General features: G+C 42.7%; 17 protein-coding genes. 10 read left to right on the plus strand and 7 right to left on the minus strand.

Translation table 11 applies throughout. The annotated features are described in order from the left end of the window. Positions 1-30: 30 nt before the first annotated feature. Entirely contained in the window at positions 31-1,128 is a 1,098-nt protein-coding gene (locus tag R3O62_RS12300; protein WP_005776439.1) for an aldose epimerase family protein, read from the minus strand. A 263-nt stretch (positions 1,129-1,391) separates the two neighbouring features. Here R3O62_RS12300 and R3O62_RS12305 point away from each other — a divergent pair, with 263 nt between their 5' ends. Continuing rightward, positions 1,392-2,363, plus strand: a complete 972-nt coding sequence (locus R3O62_RS12305) for a type I phosphomannose isomerase catalytic subunit (protein WP_005776441.1) — start codon at positions 1,392-1,394, stop codon at positions 2,361-2,363. Positions 2,364-2,432: 69 nt separating this feature from the next. Here the strand turns inward: R3O62_RS12305 and R3O62_RS12310 are convergent, their stop codons facing one another. From R3O62_RS12310 to R3O62_RS12325, 4 genes are all read right to left on the minus strand, one after another. Continuing rightward, positions 2,433-2,696: a hypothetical protein gene (locus R3O62_RS12310; RefSeq protein WP_005809055.1), complete on the minus strand. Its 264-nt coding sequence runs from the start codon at positions 2,694-2,696 to the stop codon at positions 2,433-2,435. A 4-nt stretch (positions 2,697-2,700) separates the two neighbouring features. Next, positions 2,701-3,066: a phage holin family protein gene (locus R3O62_RS12315; protein ID WP_005776444.1), complete on the minus strand. Its 366-nt coding sequence runs from the start codon at positions 3,064-3,066 to the stop codon at positions 2,701-2,703. A gap of 26 nt (positions 3,067-3,092) precedes the next feature. Next, positions 3,093-3,302 (minus strand): YtxH domain-containing protein, encoded by a 210-nt coding sequence (locus tag R3O62_RS12320; RefSeq protein WP_005776445.1) that lies wholly within the window; start codon positions 3,300-3,302, stop codon positions 3,093-3,095. Positions 3,303-3,767: 465 nt separating this feature from the next. Then, positions 3,768-5,051, minus strand: a complete 1,284-nt coding sequence (locus tag R3O62_RS12325; RefSeq protein ID WP_005776446.1) for a DEAD/DEAH box helicase — start codon at positions 5,049-5,051, stop codon at positions 3,768-3,770. A gap of 189 nt (positions 5,052-5,240) precedes the next feature. Here R3O62_RS12325 and R3O62_RS12330 point away from each other — a divergent pair, with 189 nt between their 5' ends. Both R3O62_RS12330 and R3O62_RS12335 read left to right on the plus strand, forming a co-directional pair. Further along, positions 5,241-6,011, plus strand: a complete 771-nt coding sequence (locus tag R3O62_RS12330) for an SDR family NAD(P)-dependent oxidoreductase (RefSeq protein WP_005809052.1) — start codon at positions 5,241-5,243, stop codon at positions 6,009-6,011. 113 nt (positions 6,012-6,124) lie between these two features. Next, positions 6,125-6,622 carry an SPOR domain-containing protein gene (locus R3O62_RS12335; RefSeq protein ID WP_005809050.1) on the plus strand — a complete coding sequence of 166 codons (498 nt, stop codon included), beginning with the start codon at positions 6,125-6,127 and terminating at the stop codon, positions 6,620-6,622. Positions 6,623-6,721: 99 nt separating this feature from the next. On the opposite strand, the gene R3O62_RS12340 is transcribed toward R3O62_RS12335, so the two are convergent. Further along, a complete protein-coding gene (locus R3O62_RS12340) occupies positions 6,722-9,394 on the minus strand; it encodes a glycoside hydrolase family 2 protein (RefSeq protein ID WP_032539785.1) in 2,673 nt (890 codons plus the stop codon). Positions 9,395-10,127: 733 nt separating this feature from the next. On the opposite strand from R3O62_RS12340, the gene cysQ reads away from it, so the two are divergent. The 7 genes from cysQ to R3O62_RS12375 all read left to right on the plus strand — a co-directional run bounded on the left by cysQ (position 10,128) and on the right by R3O62_RS12375 (position 17,693). Beyond that, positions 10,128-10,946, plus strand: coding sequence for a 3'(2'),5'-bisphosphate nucleotidase CysQ (cysQ, locus tag R3O62_RS12345; protein ID WP_005776451.1), 819 nt, complete (start codon positions 10,128-10,130; stop codon positions 10,944-10,946). Positions 10,947-10,966: 20 nt separating this feature from the next. Further along, positions 10,967-12,523, plus strand: a complete 1,557-nt coding sequence (locus R3O62_RS12350) for an SLC13 family permease (protein ID WP_005776452.1) — start codon at positions 10,967-10,969, stop codon at positions 12,521-12,523. Positions 12,524-12,552: 29 nt separating this feature from the next. Beyond that, positions 12,553-13,161, plus strand: coding sequence for an adenylyl-sulfate kinase (cysC, locus tag R3O62_RS12355; RefSeq protein WP_005776453.1), 609 nt, complete (start codon positions 12,553-12,555; stop codon positions 13,159-13,161). 27 nt (positions 13,162-13,188) lie between these two features. Then, the gene (gene cysD / locus R3O62_RS12360; RefSeq protein ID WP_005776455.1) at positions 13,189-14,100 is read left to right on the plus strand and encodes a sulfate adenylyltransferase subunit CysD; all 912 of its coding nucleotides are present in this window, start codon (positions 13,189-13,191) and stop codon (positions 14,098-14,100) included. Positions 14,101-14,111: 11 nt separating this feature from the next. Then, positions 14,112-15,542: a sulfate adenylyltransferase subunit CysN gene (cysN, locus tag R3O62_RS12365; protein WP_005776456.1), complete on the plus strand. Its 1,431-nt coding sequence runs from the start codon at positions 14,112-14,114 to the stop codon at positions 15,540-15,542. Between the two features lie 66 nt (positions 15,543-15,608). Continuing rightward, the gene (locus R3O62_RS12370) at positions 15,609-16,715 is read left to right on the plus strand and encodes a sulfotransferase family protein (RefSeq protein ID WP_005776457.1); all 1,107 of its coding nucleotides are present in this window, start codon (positions 15,609-15,611) and stop codon (positions 16,713-16,715) included. Between the two features lie 15 nt (positions 16,716-16,730). Then, entirely contained in the window at positions 16,731-17,693 is a 963-nt protein-coding gene (locus tag R3O62_RS12375; protein WP_005776458.1) for a PCMD domain-containing protein, read from the plus strand. A gap of 203 nt (positions 17,694-17,896) precedes the next feature. On the opposite strand, the gene R3O62_RS12380 is transcribed toward R3O62_RS12375, so the two are convergent. Then, positions 17,897-19,018: an OmpA family protein gene (locus R3O62_RS12380; RefSeq protein ID WP_005776459.1), complete on the minus strand. Its 1,122-nt coding sequence runs from the start codon at positions 19,016-19,018 to the stop codon at positions 17,897-17,899. Position 19,019 lies beyond the last annotated feature (1 nt).

The raw sequence follows: 19,019 nt of genomic DNA on the forward strand, positions 1-19,019 counted from the left end.
TTATAAAAATGAGGTTAGTTATTTCCTTATTTATTTTTCAACTCCGAATTTATAGATAGTTACCTGCTGGTATTCATCACCCGGCAGTAACGTAGCTGACGGGAAATGTGCTTTGTTCGGTGTATCGGGGAAGCATTGCGCTTCGAAACAGATTGCGCTTCGTGCTGGGAAGGTTGCTCCGTTTGTCCCTTCGAAACCTCCCAGCCAGTTACCTGTGTATAGTTGTACGCCTGCTTCTGTGGTGTATACTTCCATAGTACGTCCGCTGTTGGGCTCTTTGCAGGTAGCTGCCAGGTCCAGAGAACCCGCTTCTATCTTGTTTAGTACATAGCAATGGTCATAACCTGCACCATGTATCAATTGCTGGAATTTATCATTAATTCGTTCACCGACGGTGTGCGGGGTACGGAAGTCCATTGGAGTGCCTTCTACTTTGGCTATTTCTCCTGTTGGAATGGATACCTCATCTATCGGAGTATAGAAATCTGCGTTGATTGTGACGATGTTGTTTTCTACTGTTGGGGTGGGATTGGCAGTACCTGCCAGATTAAAGAATCCGTGGTTGGTCAGGTTTACGACAGTCGCTTTGTCGGTAGTAGCACGGTATTCGATGACAATTGCATTCTCTTCTTCTTCAAGGCGATAAATCATTTCCACTTCCAGATTACCGGGGAAGCCCTCTTCTCCGTCTGCCGAAGTATAGTTAAACCGGATCATGCCTTCCTCTATCTGTTCGGCATCCCAAACTCTGGCATGAAATCCTGTGGGGCCGCCATGAAGTGAATTAGGGCCATTGTTGATTGTGAGATTGTGCTCTTCACCATACAAGGTAAATTTACCTTTGGCGATACGGTTGCCATAACGTCCGATAGTGGTGCTCAGGAAAGGTTCCGGTCCGTGCATCAGTGCATCCAGTGTGCCGTAGCTGAGTACGACGTTGGCATATTTTCCGTCTTTGTCCGGAACCATGATAGATAGAATGGCGCATCCGTAGTTTGTTACGGCAACTTCCATTCCTTTCTTGTTTTTGAGGATAAACAAATCGGTTTTCTTATCGTTTATATCCTTTTGAAAATCTTTCCGGCTGAGCCCTGACAGATTTCCTTCAGTTGGGAATGTGTTAATCATGTCTGGTATTATTAAAATTTCTTGCAAATAAAGGGAAATTCTTTCGTTCTCCCAAATTATTCCTTGTAAATCTGTTCGGCGATTTAGGAAAGTTTAGCGTTTCCCGAAAAAGCATCCAAAATTGTAATGTGAAGATAAAATTTTCATGTTACTTTTAATTAAAAGGCAGGATTTTGTGTATTATTTGATATTTTTCGTATGTTTGTCCCTTGATTGTTAAAATCATGAGTTTTTAATCTAAGTTTATAACAAGAAAAACAAAAATGTATCCATTAAAATTCGAACCCATTCTGAAGCAGACGCTTTGGGGGGGCGACAAAATTATCCCGTTCAAGCATCTGAAAGATGATTTGAAGGGAGTGGGGGAAAGCTGGGAAATTTCCGGCGTAGAAAATAACGAGTCTGTCGTAGCTAATGGTCCGGATAAAGGCCTTACGCTGACCGATATGGTGAAAAAATACCGTGAGGAACTGGTAGGCGAAGCAAACTATGCCCGTTTTGGCAATGAGTTTCCTTTGCTGATAAAGTTTATCGATGCGAAGCAAGATCTGTCTATACAGGTGCATCCAACTGATGAACTGGCTAAGAAGCGCCACAACTCAAAAGGTAAAACTGAGATGTGGTATGTAGTAGGTGCCGATAAAGGGGCTAAACTGCGTTCGGGATTTTCTGAGCAGATTACTCCGAAAGAATATAAAGAGCGCGTGTACAATAATACAATCACAGATGTGCTTCAGGAATACGAAATCCATCCGGGCGATGTTTTCTTTTTGCCTGCGGGACGTATCCATAGCATTGGTGCGGGGGCATTCATCGCTGAAATCCAGCAGACCTCGGATATTACTTATCGTATTTATGATTTCAATCGTAAAGATGCGAATGGAAAAACACGTGAGTTGCATACCAGCCAGGCACTCGATGCAATCAACTATGAAGTGCTTGATGACTATCGTACCAAATATGAACCTCTGAAAGATGAACCGGTTGAGTTGGTGGCTTGTCCTTACTTTACCACGTCGGTTTATGACATGAGTGAGCAGATCAGTTGTGATTATTCAGAGCTGGATTCATTTGTTATCTTCATTTGTATAGAAGGTTCTTGTCTGATGACCGATAATGAAGGCAACGAGGTGACACTTGGTGCGGGAGAAACGATTTTGCTTCCTGCCACCACTCAGGATGTGACGATTGTTCCACAAGGCGGCAATGTGAAATTACTGGAAACGTACGTGTAAAGACTTCCTTGATATCACATGATAATAATAGATGCCCGGATATACAATGATGTATGTCCGGGTGTTTTTTTAATATCTTTTCCGGAAAAGTCCGCGAACTTTGCGGATCATTTTCATGCCCAGCATGACGCCGTCAAAAATAGCCATACCGGTATTGAAAGAACGCATCAGTGAGCTACCACCTGAAGCTGCAGGTGCAAGGGGGGCGAAAATCCGGCGGGTAGTATCCGCCATGGCTTGTTTCTGGTTGCGGATATCCTGCAATATTTCTTGTTTACGCTGAGCAATGTCTTCCAGCGTAATTTTTTGGGGAGTAGGTGTGCTGTTGTTCATTGCTTCATTTTTTATCGGGATCGTTGAGAAACAGGTTTGCAAGGAAATTTACCATTGGTGAAATGATAAGTTGCCTGCGAAAAAAATAAATGATGGCGATCAATATGATATTGATGCCTGCTATGATGCCGAAACTTACCATCAATCCACCTACTAATGGTTCAAGAATGTAAGCCAAGGCAAAAAGCAGATAAAACAGGGCTACCATACCTAAGATAGTAAGCACTAAAATCATAATTAACGTGGATAGGAGTATCGTTAATTTTTCCGTCAATTCCAGTTTGGTATACTCTTTTTGGAGCACAAGAAACTTCTTGAACTCAGCAAACAGTTGCTGGATATTTTCAATGCTTTTATCGTCTGTAAACATGATAGCTCTGTTTTGGTCTTGTTCATTTAGTCAATTACTTCACCTTTGATTTCGGCTGCAATTTCGTCAACGAGATTTTCCATTTCGTTACGATTCAACTTGATACCTTTTTTGCGAAGAATCTCTGCGATTTTGTGACGAGTATCTTCTCCTTTTTCAGGAGCAAATAAAATACCCAGGGCTGCGCCTACGGCTGCACCACCCAGAAAAGCTGCTAATACATTAAGTCCTTTCATAATCTTTTGTTTTTAAATGATCATATTACAAAGCTAACATTTTTATTGAAAACTTGTTCTATTTGCCCTAATTTTTTTAGAAAATAATACTCTGTTTAAAATCTGAAGCCCCTAAAGCGGGAGATTCACTTCTTTGTGGGAATATTCGTATGGGAGATATATTTAATTAATAAAGAGTGTGTGTCGAAACTCACCACAGAGGACACAGAGTAACACGGAGGCGATTTAAAGTTGTTGATTATTAACAAAATACTCAGTGATACTCTGTGGCACTCCGTGGTAAAAAGAGTTATGACGCACCTTCTTTATACTTTTATATGGAGTGTTTTCTTGGAGTTATAAATCTCCAAGATTTTTCTCATACCATGGGGCTGTGTATATGGCGCTTTTGGGTTCTATTTACCATTGGCTTGATTTATATATTTTGATGTGAAAGAAAATCACATCTGCCCTATTGCCAACGGATTATTTCCTTTTTTCTTGCTTATTAGAAGAAGGCTGGTTAGGCTTTTGTTTTTTCCGTCTCCAGAAGTCACCGTTCGCCCGGCTTCCACGGTATACTTTGTTGGCTTTTGCTTTGACCTTAATCTCTTCTTGTTTTTCTTCCTGAGCTTTGGCGCCTTCGGCAGTGACAAACGGATGTTCTTTCACTACAGGAATGTTTTTCCCTATCAGTTTTTGAATGTCTTTCAGGTAGGGAAGTTCTTCTGATTCGCAGAAAGAGATGGCTACACCTTCATGTCCGGCACGTCCTGTCCGTCCGATGCGATGCACATAAGTTTCCGGTACATTGGGTAACTCATAATTGATCACGTGCGATAGCTGATCTACGTCGATGCCTCGTGCGGCGATATCGGTTGCTATCAAGGCGCGTAGGGTGTGATTCTTGAAGTTGGTCAAGGCCCGTTGGCGGGCATTCTGGGTTTTGTTGCCGTGAATCGCTTCTGCGCCGATGCCGGCTTTGGTCAATATACGTGCCAGTTTATCAGCTCCGTATTTGGTGCGTGTGAAAATAAGTACCGACTCGATAGAGGCGTCTTTCAGCAAGTGAATCAGCAGGTCTTTTTTTTCTTTTTTCTCGACAAAATAAACTTGTTGAGAGATGATATCCACAGTCGAAGAAGCCGGGGTTACCTCCACTTTTTCCGGTTTTGTCAACATCGAGTTTGCCAGTGTCTCTATTTCCGGTGGCATGGTAGCCGAGAAGAACAGAGTCTGTCTTTTCGTCGGAAGCAGTTTCAGGATACGTTTGATATCGTGGATAAATCCCATGTCAAGCATTCGGTCTGCTTCGTCCAAAACAAAAAAGTCAAGTGAATTCAAGGAAACGAATCCTTGTGATATCAAATCCAATAATCTGCCCGGAGTTGCAACCAATATCTGTATCCCCCCCCGTAAAGCGTCGGTCTGTGGTTTCTGTCCTACTCCGCCGAAAATAACGGCATGTTTCAGACCAGTGTAACGGCCATATGCTTCAAAACTTTCACCAATCTGTATCGCAAGTTCCCGGGTTGGTGTCAGCACTAATGCTTTGATCCCTTTGCGATGGTCCGTTTTATACAATTTTTGCAAGATAGGGATAGAAAAAGCCGCCGTTTTACCGGTGCCCGTCTGAGCGCAACCTAATAGATCTTTTCCTTGAAGTAAAATGGGGATTGACTGTTCTTGTATCGGGGTGGGAGAGGTGTAACCCTCTTGTCTTAAAGCCTTTAAAATAGGCTCTATCAAATTCAAATTTTCAAATGTCATGTACAATAATTGAATGAGCCTCTCGGCTCTGTTATGTTATATAGCACAAAGATAGGGCAATAGTAAGACGTAAATCCTTTTTTCTGTAATGCTTTAATCTTATTTAACTAAGGTGTAGGGCATATCATCGGAGGTTTAAGCGTACTTTTGTGTTTCATTATATGGGAAATCTAAATTAATATATGAGAAATGAAAGGTAAAATCGTTTTTATAACAGGAGCAAGCAGCGGTATTGGTGAAGGCTGTGCACGTAAGTTTGCTTCACAGGGTTCGGACTTGATCTTGAATGCCCGTAATGTGGCAAAGCTGGAAGAACTGAAAAAGGAACTGGAAACTAAATATGGGGTGCGTGTCTGTTTGTTGCCGTTTGATGTACGTGACCGCAAAGCGGCTTCCGCAGCATTGGCCTCTTTACCGGAAGAGTGGAAAAATATCGATGTGTTGGTGAATAACGCCGGTCTTGTGATTGGAGTGGACAAAGAGTTTGAAGGAAATTTGGACGAATGGGATATTATGATTGATACCAATATTAAGGCATTGTTGGCTATCACGCGTATGGTGGTTCCCGGAATGGTGGAGCGTAGCCGCGGGCATATTATTAATATCGGTTCGATAGCCGGTGATGCAGCCTATCCCGGTGGAAGTGTGTATTGCGCTACTAAGGCTGCCGTCAAAGCACTTTCGGACGGTCTGCGGATCGATTTGGTAGATACTCCCCTGCGGGTTACGAATATAAAACCGGGAATGGTGGAAACTAATTTTACGGTCGTCCGTTATCGTGGAGATAAAGATGCTGCCGATGCTTTTTATAAGGGCATTCGTCCGCTGACCGGAGATGACATTGCTGAAACCGTTTATTATGCTGCTTCTGCCCCCGAGCATATACAGATAGCCGAGGTATTGGTGATGCCCACTTATCAGGCCACCGGTACGATTTCTTATAGGAAAAAGGATTGCTGAGATTTCTGAAAAGGTGTTTTTTAGGAAGATTGTTTTGTGGGGTGATAAAAATTCTATTATTTTGTCCCCTTCAAACAGTGGATACGAAATTATTAACTAAATGTGTATAGATTATGAAAAAATTAGTAGTATTAGGGATGGGCGTATGCGTTGCCTTGGCATTTGCTTCATGTAAATCCAGCGAAAGCGCTTATAAAAAGGCATACGAGAAAGCTAAACAACAGGAATTGGCTGAACCGCAGGTAGAAGCTCCCGTAGAGGTCACTCCGGTGGTTACTGCTCCGGTAGAAACTAAAAAAGCTGTTGATAATGCTGCAGGCGTTCGTCAGGAAAAGGTAACAGTGGTTTCAGGTGCCGATGGATTGAAAGATTATAGCGTAGTATGCGGTAGTTTTGGTTTGAAAGCAAATGCAGAAGGTCTGAAAGATTTTTTGGATAAAGAAGGTTATAATGCAACTATTGCTTTTAATGCTGAAACAGCCATGTATCGTGTGATTGTAAATACATTTGCCGATAGAGCTTCTGCTGCACAGGCACGTGATGCTTTCAAGGCTAAATATCCTAATAGAAAAGACTTCCAGGGTGCCTGGTTGTTATATAGAATCTATTAATAAAGAAATTCTTTTTGGTAATTTCGGGAGCAACAGATGTTTGCTCCCGGATAAAGGCAGTAACTGTGAAGTTACTGCCTTTTTCAAATAGTGATGTGATTATTTCTTTTCGCCGAACTCCTCCTGTTGCTGTTCTACTTCTTTCAGTTTTTCGGCATTCTTAGCTTTCTGCAATCTTTCTTTTTCCAGTTGTGTTTCTGACTTTAGAGTTAGACTGTTTGTTCCTTGTCCGGTAAAGGTCGGAATAAATGCAGATTCTTCCTGACTGTAAATTTGAGGGAAGGTTCCCGGTTTACTTTCTAATTCTAATACGGCACTACTTGGCATTTGTGACCCTTCGAATAAAACACTGGCCGTGATTTTGATTTTGCCGGGTTTTAAAGTAGATTGAATCAGTACCGGAGCCGTTCCCCAACGAACAGATGCCGGGTTAGCCAAGTTATTTGCGCCGCCTAAGATACGTCCTTCACCTTCTACCTGAAATTTGATGGTATAGTTATTCAAACGTTTGATATTACCATTCTTGTCGGCAACGGCAGCTATAACAGTGATAAAGTCAGAACCATCTGCCTTCAGATCTACTCCTTCATTATCTATCCATAAGAGTAGTTTTTCCGGTCGTCGTGCCGGATAAACTTTATGCGTAGCTACTACTTTGCCGTCTATCAGCCCTTCTGCCAATAAGTATACGTCGGCCTGTTTGCCCTGGCGTGACAATGCTTTGTCTTGCATAAAGTCGTATGCGTCTTTGAAAGTAATGATGGGGTAAGGCATCCCTTCTTTCTCCGGGGTGCGGACATAGGTTTGTGTTTTTCCACCTTTGAGATAAGTAAGTCTCACTTCGTCGCAGTTAGAATAGACTGTGACATCTTTACCGGAGAACGGGGTCATTTCATGGGCGATATAAACCATCGGACCTGTCTTGAAAAGACGCTTCTCTTTCCGGGGAGATCGTTGGGACATAAACATATAGTAAGAATACTTGGGTTGTCGGAATACATCCATCACACCTCCGTAGAACGGATCGGGGTGATAACCGCGTTGATGGTCGAACGAATGCCATAAACAGCCTCCTATATGTTGCCGGGGGGTACGGTATAAAGCATCATAACTGGTGTATTTGTAAGGTGGGCAAGCATAATGTTGCGCTTGTATAAGCATGGCTTGTTCACCCCAGTTGCGTGCCACCCGGCTGGGAGAGTTGTGAGAATTCCAGTCATCCACATTATCACCCCATTCGCGTGTGAAGTAAGTGATCTGTTTCTTGATATGGTTGGTTGAGTAGGCTCCTCCGCCTCCATTGAGCGGATGGGTGAAAAGTATTTGGAAATGCTCTTTTCCTTTGGCTTCACTATCACATCCGCTGTAACAATATGGATACGGATACTCTGCTTTTACTATATCATGTGCATTCCGGGCAAAGTCGGCCGGGTACCAGGTTTCGTTCAGGATTGGTTCCCACATCCATACGCAGGGATGGTTGCGGTCCCGTCGAACCATATTCCGGATGTCACTGTATACCCGTTGCGCAAAGACAGGGGCATCGTTCCAGAATTGCCAGCCCGGTGTATTGACAATTACAAACAGTCCAAGTTCATCGCAAGCATCCATGAAAGCCGGGTCTTGCGGGCAATGTGCATTACGAATTACTTTCATCCCTGCATCTCTCAGCTTTTTGGCATCGCGCCAGTGAATGCTGTTTGGCACTGCATTGCCCACTATCGCGAAGTCCTGATGGCGGTTAGCTCCTATCAATGGTGTTTCATAAGGTTTTCCGTTCAGCCAGAATCCGGCTTCTCCCTTGAATTCGATGCTGCGGATTCCGATTCGGCGGCGGTATCCGTCTATTACGTTGCCCTGTTCGTCACGAACGCGGACAATCAGATTGTATAGTGTAGGTGTCTCCGGGCTCCACAACATTGGATTTTTTACCGTCAGCTTATCAGATGAACTGGCTGCCTTACCGGATTTGACACGAATGACGGAATTCAGAAAAGCTATTTGTTGTCCGTCCGGTTGTTGAAGCTCGTATTCGACGACTCCTTTAAAAGCTTTTTTTCCGGAGTTCCGAATCTGTATTTTGAGCAATACTTCGGCCGAGAGATCCGATACATTGTCATAAGCGACAAATAATCCTCCGCCTGCTTCTTCGTTTTCATAATTCGGATCGGTAATGAATATCTGATTATGTGCCACCAGCCAGCAGTCCCGGTATATTCCTCCGAAATAAGTGAAATCCAGCACTTCCTGTTGTTTTCCGGGGGGATAATTAGGGTCATTGCTATTGTCGGCCCATACGGCAATCAGGTTGTCTTTGCCAAATTCCAGGGCATCCGTCACATCGACAACTGCAGGTAGATAACCTCCAAAGTGTTCGGATAGTAGTTTACCGTTTACATATATTTTACTTTTACCCATAATGGCTTCAAAGTGCAGAAATAATTTCTTGCCTTTCAAGGTTGCATCCGGTGTAAAATGTTTGCGATACCATACTTCACCTTGGTAATTAACACAGCCGCTGGCTTCAGTAGGCAAGTATTCGATGCCATGGGGCAAGGAAACTACCTCCCATGATCGATCGTTGAAGTTAACAGCTTCGGCGCCAACGCAATTTCCTTTATAAAAGCGCCATGCAGGATTCATGGAATAGATCTCCCGACCGGAATCGGCCAATCGGAAAAATCCGGCGGTGGAGAATTCTGGCTGATGCGCTTTAATGCATAGCGGGGATAAAAGTAGACTGATAAATAGCAGAATAATGCTTTTCTTCATTGTGGTAGGTTTTGATAATCAGTTATTGGTGTTTTCTTTTTTTTGATTTTAAATCTTAATAGGTTGGTTTCGTAATCCTTGCGGAGTACGGCGTGAAGTTATTAAAAAAGTCTAATACTCGCAAGAGGCTTGCAAACTCTTTATATAAATCATCTTTTAAGCTGTATAATTACCGTTCGTTATTTTCATATATTCAGATGGGAGAGTTGCTACTTGCTTAAATAGCAATTATCTTTTCCGAAACTATAAGATAAAGATTCTTTAGATAAAGAAGGCTGTATTGTACTATTTTGCTTATAACCAGTGATATGGCGGTGCTTGTTTTAAGCTTGGAAAAGACTTGGTTTAACATTGTGTTAAACCAAGTCTTTTGTGGGTAAATATCAAGTCTTTTTAATGCAAAAGGTTTGATGTTTGTGAATGGAAAGCAAATGATACAAAAGAGGAATTAACAATGTTAATTTGTACGCTCCGTCAGAGAAGTTGTTTGGAGCGTATGTTTTATCTTTGAAGCTTCTTTTTAGCACTGTCTGTGTCATATAAAAAATTGGAGGTATAGCTGAATAGTTTTTTTGATATGAAAGGTTTTTTAGGGTTTTGCCGGTTTCTACTAAAAGAAGTTATAATTAGCTATTTAAAAACTTTTTAAAGAGATAAAGTTTTTACTTTTGTGTTTCTATTTACCTGGGGATTTTACGCCTTGTCGGAAACAAGGTTTTAATTGCGTAATAAAATGGAACATAAATACTTATTTATTGCTGTTGATGCAGCCCTGAAAGCAGGAGAGGAGATATTGTCTATTTATACCGATCCGGCTTCGGACTTCGAAATAGAGCGGAAAGCTGACAATTCTCCTTTGACCATTGCTGACCGGAAAGCACATATAATAATTTCCACTATTTTGAATGAAACTCCTTTTCCTGTTCTGAGCGAAGAAGGGAGACATTTGGATTATGATACCCGTCGTAAGTGGGAAATGTTGTGGATTGTCGATCCTTTGGATGGTACGAAAGAATTTATCAAGCGAAACGGTGAATTTACAGTGAACATAGCTTTGGTGAAAGCGGGGGTTCCTATTATCGGAGTTATTTATCTGCCGGTGAAAAAAGAACTCTATTTTGCCGGTGAAGAGATCGGTGCTTATAAATTGTCGGATATTACAGCTTTAGAGGATAATGCCACACTTGATAAATTGATTGCCGCTTCCGTACGGCTACCGCAGGGCGGTCGGCAAAATCAATTTGTGGTTGTTGCTTCCCGTTCACATCTGACTCCGGAGACAGAGACATACATTGAGGCATTGAAGCAGAAACACGGCGATGTGGAGTTGATATCCAGTGGCAGTTCTATTAAAATATGTTTGGTTGCTGAAGGTAAAGCGGATGTTTATCCTCGTTTTGCTCCTACTATGGAGTGGGATACTGCTGCCGGACATGCTATAGCACGTGCTGCGGGAATGGAGGTTTATCAGGCGGATAAAAAAGATGTTCCCTTGCAGTATAATAAAGAAAATTTGCTGAATCCTTGGTTTATTGTTGAGAAGAGAAGATAAACCACTAATTGTTTGCGTTTATGACATTTGAAATTGCGTTTGTGTTATTATCCTTATTGGGGATGGTTATTGCTTTGATTCTGGACAAGATGCGTCCCGGCATGATACTTTTTTCAGTAGTGGTGTTGTTTCTCTGTGCAGGTATTTTGACTCCGAAGGAGATGCTCGAGGGATTCAGTAATAAAGGGATGATAACCGTAGCCCTGCTTTTTTTGGTAAGCGAGGGTATCCGCCAGTCGGGAGCGTTGGGGCAGGTCATTAAAAAGTTGCTTCCTCAGAAGCGAACGACGGTATTCAGGGCACAATTGCGTTTATTACCTTCCGTTGCCTTTATTTCGGCTTTTTTGAATAATACTCCGGTTGTTGTTATTTTTGCTCCAATCATTAAACGATGGGCGCGTACCGTCCACTTACCTGCTACCAAATTCTTAATTCCTCTTTCGTATGTGACTATATTGGGAGGTATTTGTACTTTGATCGGTACGTCTACCAACTTGGTTGTGCACGGAATGATACTGGAATCCGGACATGAAGGATTTACGATGTTTGAATTGGGTAAAGTGGGGATCTTTATTGCAATTGCCGGCATCATTTATCTGTTTGCTTTTTCTAAAAAGTTGCTCCCTGATGCACGTCCCGATACGGCCGTACCTGATGAGGAAATAGAAGAAGGAGATAAACTCCACCGGGTGGAAGCTGTGCTTGGTGCCCGTTTTCCGGGTATTAATAAAACGTTGGGTGAGTTTAATTTCAAGCGTCATTATGGTGCTGAGGTCAAAGAAATCAAGAAACGCAACGGACAGCGGTTCGTCAATAACCTGGAAGAGGTTGTTTTACGTGAAGGTGATACATTGGTAGTGATGGCAGATGATACATTTATTCCTACTTGGGGAGAATCTTCCGTGTTTGTGTTGTTAGCCAACGGCAATGATAACGAACCTGTACCAGGAAAAGGGAAACGCTGGTTTGCATTGATTCTGTTGATTCTGATGATAGCAGGTGCTACTGTCGGAGAACTTCCAATAGTGAAGGAAATGTTTCCGGACATGAAACTGGATATGTTTTTCTTTGTTTCCGTTACTACTATTATCATGGCCTGGACTAAAATCTTCCCGGCACGCAAGTACACTAAATATATTTCGTGGGATATTTTGATTACGATTGCTTGTGCTTTTGCCATCAGTAAAGCAATGGTGAACTCGGGAGTGGCCGATAAGGTGGCAGAGTTCATAATCGGCATGAGCGATGATTACGGTCCCCATGTATTGCTGGCGGTTCTATTTATTATTACCAATCTGTTTACGGAACTGATTACAAACAATGCGGCCGCTGCGTTGGCTTTTCCGTTGGCTTTGTCGCTTTCAACCCAGTTGGGAGTCGATCCGATGCCGTTCTTTGTGGTCATTTGTATGGCTGCATCGGCCAGTTTCTCTACACCGATTGGTTATCAGACTAACCTGATCGTACAAGGTATTGGTAACTATAAGTTTATGGATTTTGTCCGTATCGGATTACCTTTAAATCTTATAACATTCCTGATTTCTATTTTCCTGATTCCTTTAATCTGGCCGTTTTAATGACTGAAACAACATCTAACATATTATAAATGGAAGAAAATAATAACATATATCCAATATTCGACCGGATGCTGACCCGGCAGGATAAAGAAGGACTCCTGAGGCAGCATGGCGTGATGATTTGGTTTACCGGTCTGAGCGGATCGGGCAAAAGTACGATTGCAATTGCTTTGGAACGCGAATTGCATAAACGTGGATTGTTGTGCCGTATCCTGGACGGAGATAACATCCGTACGGGGATAAACAATAATTTAGGCTTTTCTGAAGCCGACAGGGTGGAAAATATTCGTCGTATAGCTGAGGTTTCCAAACTTTTTATTGATACCGGTATTATTACGATTGCTGCTTTTATCAGTCCTAATAATGATATCCGCGAGATGGCAGCCCGCATTATCGGGCAAGATGATTTTTTAGAAGTATTTGTCAGCACTCCGCTTGCCGAATGTGAGAAACGCGATGTGAAGGGGTTGTATGCCAAGGCCCGCAGAGGAGAAATAAAAAACTTTACCGGGATATCCGCCCCATTTGAGGCTCCGGAGCATCCGGCCTTGTCACTTGATACTTCAACACTTTCACTTGAAGAGTCTGTCAAGCGTCTGTTGGACATTGTATTGCCCCGTGTGAGCAGACATGAATAGAATATAGATGAAGAAATAATCATAACAATGAAAGAGGAATATAAATTAAGCCACTTAAAGGAACTCGAAGCCGAGTCCATTCACATTATCCGCGAAGTGGCGGCGGAGTTTGAGAATCCGGTTATGCTGTATAGCATCGGAAAGGATTCTTCGGTCATGGTACGCCTCGCCGAGAAAGCTTTCTATCCGGGCAAGGTGCCGTTTCCTTTAATGCACATCGATTCTAAATGGAAATTTAAGGAAATGATTCAGTTCCGTGATGAATATGCTAAAAAGTATGGTTGGAATCTGATTGTGGAAAGCAATATGGAAGCTTTTCATGCGGGAGTAGGACCGTTTACACATGGAAGTAAGGTACATACCGACCTGATGAAAACACAAGCTTTATTGCGTGCACTCGATAAATATAAATTTGATGCCGCATTTGGCGGTGCCCGCCGTGATGAAGAAAAATCACGTGCCAAAGAGCGCATATTCTCTTTTCGTGATAAGTTTCATCAATGGGATCCTAAAAACCAGCGTCCGGAACTATGGGATATTTACAATGCCCGCGTACATAAAGGTGAAAGCATACGTGTGTTCCCGTTGAGCAACTGGACCGAACTGGATATCTGGCAATACATTCGCTTGGAGAATATTCCGATTGTACCATTGTATTATGCCAAAGAGCGTCCTGTGGTGCAGATGGACGGAAATCTGATTATGGCTGATGATGAGCGTCTGCCGGAGAAATATCGTGATCAGATTGAGATGAAAATGGTACGTTTCCGTACGTTGGGGTGCTGGCCGTTGACAGGTGCTGTCGAGAGCGAAGCCGACACCATTGAGAAGATTGTGGAAGAGATGATGACTACTACCAAGAGCGAACGTACAACCCGCGTTATTGATTTCGACCAGGAAGGTAGCATGGAACAGAAGAAACGCGAAGGATATTTTTAAATATTACAACTATGGCAGATAAATTAGATATAAAAGCATTTCTGGATAAAGACGAACAGAAAGATTTGCTGCGTCTGTTGACGGCAGGTTCGGTAGACGATGGAAAGTCTACATTGATCGGGCGTCTGCTGTTCGATAGCAAGAAATTGTATGAAGACCAGCTCGATGCGCTGGAACGCGATAGTAAACGGTTGGGTAATGCAGGAGAACACATTGATTATGCTCTGTTGCTGGATGGGCTGAAGGCCGAACGCGAACAAGGCATTACGATTGATGTGGCCTATCGTTACTTCTCTACCAATAACCGCAAATTTATCATTGCTGACACTCCGGGGCACGAACAGTATACCCGTAATATGATAACCGGTGGTTCTACAGCCAATCTGGCTATTATTCTGGTAGATGCCCGCATGGGAGTGATCACTCAGACAAGACGTCATACCTTCCTGGTTTCTTTGTTGGGAATCAAGCATGTGGTGTTGGCAGTCAATAAGATGGACTTGGTCGATTTTTCGGAAGAGCGTTTCAACGAAATAGTAACAGAGTATAAAAAGTTTGTAGCTCCTCTGGGGATTCCTGATGTAACCTGCATTCCTCTTTCGGCACTCGATGGAGACAATGTGGTGGATAGGTCGGAAAGAACTCCGTGGTACGAAGGACTCTCCTTACTCGATTTTCTGGAAACGGTGCATATCGACAGTGATAATAATTTTGATGATTTCCGCTTTCCCGTACAATATGTACTTCGTCCGAATCTTGACTTCCGCGGGTTTTGCGGTAAGGTGGCATCCGGTGTTATACGTAAAGGGGATAAAGTGATGGCTTTGCCTTCCGGTAAGGTATCTCATGTTAAGAGTATTGTTACTTTTGATGGTGAACAGGAGTATGCTTTTCCTCCACAGTCGGTTACACTGACACTTGAAGATGAAATAGATGTATCGAGAGGAGAAATGTTGGTTCATCCGGACAACCTGCCTATTGTAGACCGTAATTTTGAAGCGATGTTGGTGTGGATGGATGAAGAACCGATGGATGTCAACAAATCGTTCTTTATCAAACAGACAACGAACGTTAGCCGTACCCGTATTGATAGCATTAAGTATAAAGTGGATGTCAATACGATGGAACATTCATCTGTCCCTTTCCTTTCTTTGAACGAAATAGCACGTGTGGTGTTTACTACAGCCAAAGAGTTGTTCTTTGATCCGTATCAGAAGAATAAATCGTGTGGCTCGTTCATTCTGATTGATCCGATTACCAATAATACCAGTGCTGTGGGGATGATTATCGATCGGGTTGAAAGAAAAGACATGAATGCTTCTGATGATCTTCCGGTTCTGAACCTGCCAAAACTGGGCATAACGACTGAGCATTATGAAGCGATTGAAAAGGCTGTGAAATCGTTGAGTGAACAAGGTTTCGAAGTCAGAATAGAAAAGTAAATAATGATTCGATGTGCCGACGGGCTGGTTACGGCCTGTTGACACATTAACAACTAACACATTATTATGGGATTACTTGAATTTAATAAACTTCCTATAAATACTCTGGTGGGTGCAGACTGGCAAACATTTAAAGCTATTACGGGAGGAAGGGAGGTCGATGCGCCCTATAAAGGTAAATATCGTCTGACAAAGGCTGTTTGCCGTTTACTGTCTACTTTGGCCCCTCTTCAGGATAAGCGTTATGAGAAGATACTGGCAGATAAACCATTAGAGCATGATCCGGTTTTTATTCTTGGTCACTGGCGTAGTGGAACTACTTTTGTGCACAATGTTTTTTCATGCGATACACATTTCGGCTATAACACGACTTATCAAACCGTATTTCCACATTTAATGATGTGGGGCCAGCCGTTCTTCAAGAAAAATATGAGTTGGCTTATGCCGGATAAGCGTCCGACGGATAATATGGAACTGGCCGTCGATTTACCGCAGGAAGAAGAGTTCGCACTTGCCAATATGATGCCTTATACCTACTATAATTTCTGGTTCCTACCCAAATACCAGCAAGAATATGCTGATAAATATTTGCTTTTTGATGATATCAGCGAAGCTGAATTGAAGGTTTTTGAGGAGACATTTACCAAGTTGATCAAGATTTCTTTATGGAATACGCAAGGTACCCAGTTTCTCAGTAAGAATCCCCCTCATACAGGACGGGTGAAGGAGCTGGTGAAAATGTTCCCCAATGCGAAGTTTGTTTATCTGATGCGCAATCCGTATACAGTATTTGAATCTACACGGAGTTTCTTTACCAATACGATTCAGCCATTGAAATTGCAGGATATTACTCCCGCCGAGTTGGAGGACAATATTCTTTCCATTTATGCTAAATTGTACCATAAATATGAAGCTGATAAGCAGTTCATTCCCAAGGGAAACCTGATGGAAGTGAAATTTGAGGATTTTGAGGCAGACGCTATGGGAATGACTGAGAATATTTATCATGCTTTGGATATTCCCGGATTCTCCGAAGCACGTGGTGCAATAGAAAAGTATGTGGGAGGTAAAAAAGGATATAAGAAAAACAAATATAAGTATGATGACCGTACTGTTCAACTGGTGCAGGATCATTGGGATTTTGCACTGAAGCAATGGGATTATAGTTTATAAAAGAAAGGAGGAAAGATGATTCAGAAGACATATCGCTTATGGGTGGCAGGTCTGGTAACTTTGTGTTCTGCTCCTGCTGTGGCGCAGCAGAAGGTGGAGATGTTCTCTTTTGGGAATATGGATCAGTGGGTGACACGTGAGATAAAAGAATCGGGTATTATTGGTGGAAATACCAAAAAAGTATATGCCATTGGACCTACGGAAACCATTGTAGGTGCGAAACCTTATACGAATAAAGGAGGGTCTCCATGGGCTACTTCTAACGTTATGGCACGCGTGTCAGGGATTACGAAGACCAATACTTCGGTGTTTCCTGAAGCAAGAGGAGATGGCTTTTGTGCACGTCTGGATACCCGTATGGAGAGTGTGAAAGTGCTCGGAATTGTAGATATCACAGTTCTGGCGGCAGGATCTATGTTTCTGGGGACAGTACATGAACCGATTAAAAGCACTAAGAATCCCAATAAAATGTTACAGATGGGAGTGCCGTTTACCGAACGTCCGTCAGCTATCCAGTTTGACTATAAAGTGAAAATGTCCGATCGTGAAAACCGCATACGGGCAACGGGATTCAGTAAGATAACAGACGTGCCGGGCAAGGATTTCCCTGCTGTTATTTTGTTGTTGCAGAAACGTTGGGAGGATGCCAAAGGGAATGTATATGCCAAACGTATCGGGACAATGGTGAACTATTATTATCATTCGACTGATTGGAAAAATGGTGCCACTTACAATATTATGTATGGCGATATAACTAATGATCCGGCATATAAGGCTCATATGATGCGTCTTCAGGCTTCTGAGTATTTTACGGTGAACAGTAAGGGGGAGAGTGTCCCAATCCATGAAGTAGCATGGGGAGAAGCTGACGATGTACCGACACATATGGTACTCCAGTTTACGTCCAGTCATGGTGGTGCATATATCGGATCGCCTGGAAACTCGCTCTATATTGACAATGTGAAGTTAGTATATTAGGACTCTGTCAGACGAAAAGGATAAGCGAAGATGTGTTCATGAATAATGGACACATCTTTTTTTGTTAGTTTACATTGGAAGAAAATATTCCGGAGCGGGGAGTCATGACTTGACAAGGCAAGAAAAAAGGTACGTCTCAGCGACGTACCTTTTCAAAGTATAGAGCAATTTGTTTCCCGCTCTATTAGGAAATCGAAACCCTATTATTCTAAAATTACAACACGGTTCAGGAAGTTCTTGCCAAACATGTTGGCAGTTCCACCGAAACCGATGAGTTCCAGTTGATCTTTGCTTACGCCTTCTTTGATAAGAGCGTCATATACAGCTTGGGCACGTGCTTCAGATAGTTTCTGGTTCCACTTTGCACTACCGGTAGCTTCATCTGCATAGCCTGCCACTTTGTATTTCTTATCCGGATTAGCCTTCAGGATCTTAGCTGCCAACTGGATGTTAACCATGCCGTAGTCATCGATTTTAGATTTGCCAATCTGGAAGAAAACAGCACGAGGACCGGCTACTTCAACTTCTTTTACAACTTCTTTTGTTACAGGTTTCACGTTAGCCAGTGCGTTCTTAGCATCAGCCAAGTCAGACTGAGCTTTTGACAATTCACTTCTGTAACGATTCAACTCTTCGTTAATAGCACTTTGGTCTACCTGGGCACCACAAGATACGAATCTCTTACCTCCGAATGTGTAAGTAACACCTGCTGTCAGAGAAACAGCGCCATCCGTATGAGCTGAGCTATAGCGTCCGAATACGGAAGGGGAAACTTCTCCTCTTGCCTCTACATTAATGTCCAGGTATTTGTTGATGTTAAATTGTCCCATCAGACCAACAGAACCATTAATCAGTGCATCCAGTTTATCCTGGTTGCCATAAGCCTTGGCAAACGTAAGTCCCGGACCGGCAAACACTGATACGGTGAACAAACGGTCGGGGTTGTAGCCTCCGATGGCATTTGACAAATTGAACAATCCGTCGGCACGCAAAGTGAAGTACTTTTTATTCTTCATTTTGTTATATTCTCCTTCCGGCATGCCGTATTCGGAGTATAATGTGCTCCAGCATCCGGCTACCTGACCGCGGATACCCCAGATAGGGTTGAACAGTTTACCGACTGATGCGTGGATCAGCGGAGTTATGGCATGTCCGAAGCCATAATCAAAGTTGTCAGGGTTTACACATCCCTGTGCTCCCACACCCACACTGATAAAGATATTATCTTTAGCTTTCTCGCTATAATAATGCTCTTTGGTCTGGGCTGAGGCGGAGATGGCTGCGCCTGTCAACAGTAAAGACAATATTGCTATTCTACTTTTCATG

The sequence above is a fragment of the Bacteroides hominis genome, assembly GCF_033042785.2.
Lineage (GTDB): Bacteria > Bacteroidota > Bacteroidia > Bacteroidales > Bacteroidaceae > Bacteroides > Bacteroides hominis.